The sequence below is a fragment of the Arthrobacter sp. AOP36-A1-22 genome (assembly GCF_052377615.1).
Lineage (GTDB): Bacteria > Actinomycetota > Actinomycetes > Actinomycetales > Micrococcaceae > Arthrobacter_H.
Window position 1 is genome coordinate 89,181 of the sequence record NZ_JBQSWX010000011.1, and the last position, 6,000, is coordinate 95,180.

The window sequence follows — 6,000 nt, forward strand, 5'->3', positions numbered from 1 at the left end:
TCGAAAGGTCGGGATCCGACGTCGTGACGAGGCCCCGGACGGCGGGGCATGGGGGTGGAAATTGGGCGGACCCAGGAAAGTGCCGGATCTTCGGATCCTGCGGGGACTCAGCGAGCTGGGAGTGACCATCGAGCAGATCGCCGAGCGCTACGGGGTCACTGCGGCCGGCGTCCAGCGGGCCCTGGACCGGGGCCAGGCCCCCGCGGGACGGCCTTCCTACCGCGACATCCTGCCCTGGACCGTGGAGTCCGAGCATCATCGCAGCGCCGTGATGGCCCATATCCGGGTCCTGCTGCGCCAGCGGGCAGGCCGGGACGTTCCCGATGAGCAGGTCCACGCCCTGCACGCCTGGCTGGATTGGTTGCAGCGTCGGGGACTGGTGCTGAACTACCATCCGGAGGCCCCACCGAATCGTGCATCCGCGGTGGGCGGGTTCTACTACATGGACCGTTTGCCCAGTGACGAATGGATCATTCGGCAACCGGTCTCGCAGATCGCCGACGACCAGTAGGGACGGGCCCGCGCCATGGTGGGCCCCGGAGCTTGTCAGCAATTAGTTGTTCCGCGTCGATTCTGCGTAAACTAGCCTCTGCACCAATCGGGGTGTAGCTCAGCTTGGTAGAGCGCGCGCTTTGGGAGCGTGAGGTCGCAGGTTCAACTCCTGTCACCCCGACTCTGAACCTTCAGCCCCGTCAGCTCCACATCGGGGACGAGTGTGCAGTGTCTTTATAGCCCAGATCATTCAGGAGAGCTACGTAGTGAAGAGCGCCGTCGAAAACCTCACGCCCACCCGGGTCAAGCTCAATGTCGAGGTTCCCCTCACCGAATTGCAGCCGAACATCGACGCGGCCTACAAGTCCATCGCGGAGCAGATCAATGTTCCCGGCTTCCGCAAGGGCAAGGTCCCGAACCGCCTGATCGACCAGCGTGTCGGCCGCGGCTATGTGCTGGAGACGGCCATCAATGAAGGGCTCAACGAGTTCTACCAGGAAGCGGTCCGCGAGACGGAGATCGTCCCGCTGTCCCGCCCCGAGGTCGAGATCACCGAGGTCCCGGAGCCGACGGCCACCGAGGGCAACCTGGTCTTCGATGTCCAGGTGGACATCCGCCCGAAGATCGAGCTGCCGGAGTACACCGGCCTGGAGGTCCAGGTCGACGCCGTCGAGGCCACCGACGCCGACGTCGAGACCGCCATGGACGAACTGCGCGGCCGCTTCGGCACGCTGAAGAACGTCGAGCGCCCCGCCGCCGACCAGGACTTCATCACCTTGGACCTCACCGCCACGGTGGAGGACACGGAGGTCGACGCCGCCACCGATCTGTCCTACCAGGTGGGTTCCGGCACCATGCTTGAAGGCCTCGACGAGGCCGTCACCGGCCTGTCCGCCGACGAGGATGCCACGTTCGAGACCAAGCTCGCCGGCGGCGAGCATGCCGGGGAGACCGCCCAGGTCAAGGTCATCGTCAAGGCCGTCAAGGAGCGCGAACTCCCGACCGCCGATGACGAGTTCGCCCAGCTGGCCTCCGAGTTCGACACCATCGGCGAACTCCGCGAGGACCTGACCCAGAAGGCCGCCGAGTCCAAGCTCGTCGACCAGGGGGTCCAGGCCCGCGACAAGGTCATGGACAAGCTGACCGAGCTGGTCAGCGTGCCGGTCCCCGAGTCGGTCATCGACGAGCAGGTCGAGCAGCACTTCGCCCAGGGCAACGAGAACCCCGGTGAAGAGCACGACACCGCCGAGCACCGCGCCGAGGTCAAGACCAACACCGAGCGGGCGTTCCAGAACGAGGTCATCCTCGACGAGATCGCCGAAAAGGAAGAGGTCGGTGTCGAGCAGTCCGAGCTCATCGACTACATCGTCCAGAGCTCCAGCCAGTACGGCATGGACCCGAACCAGTTCGCCCAGATGCTCGACAGTGCCGGCCAGGTGCCGATGATGATCGGTGAGGTCCGCCGCCGCAAGGCACTGGCCAAGGTCCTGGAACTGGCCAAGGTCACCGATACCGACGGCAAGGACGTTGACCTGACCGACTTCGTCCGCCCGGCCGGCGAAGAGGACGAGTCCTCGGCGTCCTCCGAATCCTCGGCCTCCTCCGCTTCGGCGGAATCGGCCGAGTAGCCACACGAAACCACGGCAACCCTTCCCGGTTGCACCGGCGGGACCGTCTCATGCAGGCGGCCCCGCCGTCGTTTTTTAAGCCGAAGGCACCAGCAGTTAAGCCACGGGCGATGGGCCCCCGCCGGGGGTATGCGCCATCAGCGAACAGCGAATGATCGCGGGCGCGGCGCGTGTTGTGACTGCAGTAGTGTCAAGGAAAGCAAGCGCTACCGTACGTGGCCGGAAGAGCCACGTCGCATGGCACCCATGGAGAGGTATTCGAAAATGACGACGGAATCCCACACCCCGAAGATGGCCTCGGTCGATGCAGCCAGTCGCGAGGACTACATCTACAACCGACTCCTGAAGGAGCGCATCATCTGGCTCGGCACGGAGGTGAGCGACGAGTCGGCCAATGCCATCTCCTCCCAGTTGCTGCTGCTCTCCGCGGAGGACCCGGATAAGGACATCTTCCTGTACATCAACTCACCGGGTGGTTCCATCACCGCCGGCATGGCGATCTTCGACACGATGAACTACATCCCGAACGACGTCGTGACCGTGGCCACCGGGCTGGCCGCCTCGATGGGGCAGTTCCTGCTCTCTTCGGGCACCAAGGGCAAGCGTTACGCGACCCCGAACGCACGGATCCTGATGCACCAGCCCTCCGGCGGCATCGGCGGCACGGCCTCCGATATCCGGATCCAGGCCGAACTGATCCTGCACATGAAGAAGGTCATGTCCGAGCTCACCGCCGAACAGACCGGACAGACGCTGGAAACGATCCTCAAGGACAACGACCGCGATAAGTGGTTCACGGCCCCCGAGGCCCTGGAGTACGGCTTCTTCGACCACATCGCCGTGAACTCCGTGACGGTCTCCGGCGGCGGCGGAGTCAAGAACTAGCCACCCAGCCGACGAGCATCCCCACAGACCCCCCCCAGGAGAAGAACATGAATTACACCGGCAACGAAGGCACCGCTGGCGAAATGCCGTCCGCCCGCTACATCCTCCCTTCATTCGAAGAGCGCACCCCCTACGGCTTCAAGCGCCAGGACCCCTACGCCAAGCTGTTCGAAGACCGCATCGTCTTCCTCGGCACCCAGGTCGATGACGCATCGGCCGACGACGTGATGGCCCAGCTGCTGGTCCTGGAGTCCATGGACCCCGAGCGTGACATCACCTTGTACATCAACTCACCGGGCGGGTCCTTCACCGCCATGACGGCGATCTACGACACGATGATGTTCATCCGTCCCGAGATCCAGACCGTCTGCCTCGGCCAGGCGGCCAGCGCCGCTGCGGTCCTGCTGGCCGCCGGTGCCCCCGGCAAGCGCCTGGCACTGCCCAACGCGCGCGTGCTGATCCACCAGCCGGCCATGGGCGGCGGGGAACGCGGCACGGCCACCGATCTGCAGATCCAGGCCGAAGAGGTCATGCGCATGCGGACCTGGTTGGAGACCACGCTGTCCGAGCAGAGCCACAAGAGCCCCGAGCAGGTCGGCAACGACATCGAACGCGATCTGTTCATGACCGCCTACGAGGCCAAGGAATACGGTTTGATCGACGAGGTGCTCAGCCCCCGCAAGATCAAGCAGCAGGCCATCAACAAGTAGTCGATGATGGCTGCCGTGACCGGGCGTCCCGTAGGTTTTTCGCACCACGGGCCGTCCGGTCACCTATTCTGTCGGGCAACTCACCTAGAGTTGTAGCTAGACATCATCATGCGGCGTCCGCCGTGTGGTTTCTGTAACACGTTAGGGGAAGAACACCATGGCTCGTATGGGTGAAAGCTCCGACCTGCTGAAGTGTTCGTTCTGCGGCAAAAGCCAGAAGCAGGTCCGCAAGCTCATCGCCGGTCCAGGCGTTTACATCTGCACCGAGTGCATCGAGCTGTGCAACGAGTTGATGGAGGAGGAGCTGGCCGAGATCGAGGCCGGTCCCGACTTCGAACTGCCGCGTCCCCGCGAGATCTTCGACTCCCTGCAGGAATATGTCATCGGCCAGGAGGGCGCCAAGCGTTCGCTGTCGGTCGCGGTGTACAACCACTATAAGCGCATCCAATCGGGGACCGGCTCCACGGCAGCGGCCCAGCTGGGCGACGTGGATGCCCTGGATGACGTCGAGGTCTCCAAGTCCAACATCCTGCTCATCGGGCCCACCGGTTGCGGCAAGACCTACCTCGCCCAGACGATGGCGCGCCGGCTGAATGTGCCCTTCGCCGCCGCCGACGCCACCGCCCTGACCGAAGCCGGCTACGTCGGTGAGGATGTCGAGAACATCCTGCTCAAGCTCCTGCAGGCCGCGGACTTCGATGTGAAGAAGGCCGAGCAGGGCATCATCTACATCGACGAGATCGACAAGATCTCGCGTAAATCCGAGAACCCCTCCATCACCCGTGACGTGTCCGGGGAGGGGGTGCAGCAGGCACTGTTGAAGATCCTCGAAGGAACCGTGGCCTCGGTCCCGCCCCAGGGTGGGCGCAAGCATCCACACCAGGAGTTCATCCAGATCGACACGTCGAACGTGCTGTTCATCGTGGCCGGGGCCTTCGGCGGTCTCGAGGAGATCATCGGCTCCCGGGCCGGGCAGAAGGGGATCGGATTCGGGGCGCCGCTGACCGCACTGAACTCCGAGGATGCCAAGTACTCCGATGTCCGCCCCGAGGACCTGCTCAAATTCGGTCTGATCCCCGAGTTCATCGGGCGCCTGCCGGTCATCGCCACCGTGGAGAACCTGGACCGCGAGGCCCTGATCAAGATCCTGACCGAGCCGAAGAACGCCCTGGTGAAGCAGTACCAGAAGATGTTCCGCCTCGATGGTGTGGAACTGACCTTCGAACTCGATGCCCTCGAAGCCATCGCCGATCTGGCGTTGGAGCGCGGCACCGGGGCCCGTGGGCTGCGGGCCATCCTCGAGGAGACCCTGGGATCGATCATGTTCGATCTGCCCGGCCGCGAGGACATCGCCGAGGTCGTCATCAACGCCGAAGTGGTGGCCCGGGTGAGTGAACCGACGCTCATTTCTGCCGAAGTAGTGAATAAACGACGGAATAAGTCCGCCTGATCCGGTCGTTGTACCGAATGCGGGGCAGGCTCGTCATGGGTCGGCACCGAGTTCATGCACCGATTTCAGGAGGAACACCTTGTCCGAGACCACGGCCGTAGATTTCTGGTTCGACCCGCTTTGCCCCTTCGCCTGGGCCACCTCGCGATGGATCCTCGAAGTGGAGAAGGTCCGTGACATCGAAGTCCAATGGCATGTCATGAGCCTGGCCGTCCTGAACGAGGACAAAGATGTCGAACGCGAATTCCCTAAGGGACTGAGCAGCGCGTGGGCCCCGGTACGGGTCGTCATCGCCGCCGCGGAAGCCCACGGACAGGAAGTCGTCGGCGAGCTCTACACGGCCATGGGTGAACTCATCCACTATGCCGGAATCCAGGACTTCGCCGAGGTCATCACCCGCGCGCTGGAGCGTGTCGGGCTGCCCGCCGAGCTGGCCCAGGCCGGCGCCAACGACGAGCATGATGCGGCCCTGCGGGCCAGCCACGAGCAGGGTATCTCCCTGGTGGGCCAGGAGGTCGGTACCCCGGTCGTCGCGCTGAACGGCACCGCCTTCTTCGGACCGGTCATCACCGAGATCCCCTCGGGGGAGGAAGCCGGACGCCTCTTCGACGCCTCCGTGACCCTGGCCTCGTTCCCGTACTTCTTCGAACTGAAGCGCACCCGCACCGGGGCACCGCAGTTCACCAAGGAACGTCAGCAGTTCTCCCAGGTCAATGCGTCCTAAGCGCCTCCGGGCCCGGTAGGGTCCCGACAGTGGTGGGGGCCGCCGGGGGGCCCCCGGGGCCCCCCCCGCACATCCCCCCCGTTGACCCCCCGCGGGGGCGCCGGGCGGGCC

At 64.6% G+C, this 6,000-nt stretch carries 6 protein-coding genes and 1 tRNA gene; all 7 read left to right on the forward strand.

Translation table 11 applies throughout. From position 1 onward, the window contains the following. The first annotated feature begins 79 nt into the window (after positions 1–79). The 7 genes from ACT3S2_RS08760 (at position 80) to ACT3S2_RS08790 (ending at position 5,889) form a co-directional block, all read left to right on the forward strand. Entirely contained in the window at positions 80–511 is a 432-nt protein-coding gene (locus ACT3S2_RS08760) for a hypothetical protein (RefSeq protein ID WP_444553686.1), read from the forward strand. A gap of 88 nt (positions 512–599) precedes the next feature. Beyond that, positions 600–673: transfer RNA gene (locus ACT3S2_RS08765), tRNA-Pro, on the forward strand. Positions 674–758: 85 nt separating this feature from the next. Continuing rightward, positions 759–2,120 (forward strand): trigger factor, encoded by a 1,362-nt coding sequence (tig, locus tag ACT3S2_RS08770; RefSeq protein ID WP_444561557.1) that lies wholly within the window; start codon positions 759–761, stop codon positions 2,118–2,120. A 291-nt stretch (positions 2,121–2,411) separates the two neighbouring features. Beyond that, positions 2,412–3,005 (forward strand): ATP-dependent Clp protease proteolytic subunit, encoded by a 594-nt coding sequence (locus tag ACT3S2_RS08775; protein WP_444553766.1) that lies wholly within the window; start codon positions 2,412–2,414, stop codon positions 3,003–3,005. Positions 3,006–3,052: 47 nt separating this feature from the next. Next, positions 3,053–3,715 carry an ATP-dependent Clp protease proteolytic subunit gene (locus ACT3S2_RS08780; RefSeq protein ID WP_444553684.1) on the forward strand — a complete coding sequence of 221 codons (663 nt, stop codon included), beginning with the start codon at positions 3,053–3,055 and terminating at the stop codon, positions 3,713–3,715. A 157-nt stretch (positions 3,716–3,872) separates the two neighbouring features. Next, entirely contained in the window at positions 3,873–5,165 is a 1,293-nt protein-coding gene (clpX, locus tag ACT3S2_RS08785) for an ATP-dependent Clp protease ATP-binding subunit ClpX (RefSeq protein ID WP_444553683.1), read from the forward strand. 79 nt (positions 5,166–5,244) lie between these two features. Then, positions 5,245–5,889: a mycothiol-dependent nitroreductase Rv2466c family protein gene (locus ACT3S2_RS08790; protein WP_444553682.1), complete on the forward strand. Its 645-nt coding sequence runs from the start codon at positions 5,245–5,247 to the stop codon at positions 5,887–5,889. Positions 5,890–6,000 lie beyond the last annotated feature (111 nt).

What these genes read in the sequence shown, in the direction of transcription:
- clpX (WP_444553683.1), top strand. Translation starts at nt 3,873, where the DNA reads ATGGCTCGTATGGGTGAAAGCTCCGACCTGCTGAAGTGTTCGTTCTGC.
- ACT3S2_RS08775 (WP_444553766.1), top strand. Translation starts at nt 2,412, where the DNA reads ATGGCCTCGGTCGATGCAGCCAGTCGCGAGGACTACATCTACAACCGA.
- ACT3S2_RS08780 (WP_444553684.1), top strand. Translation starts at nt 3,053, where the DNA reads ATGAATTACACCGGCAACGAAGGCACCGCTGGCGAAATGCCGTCCGCC.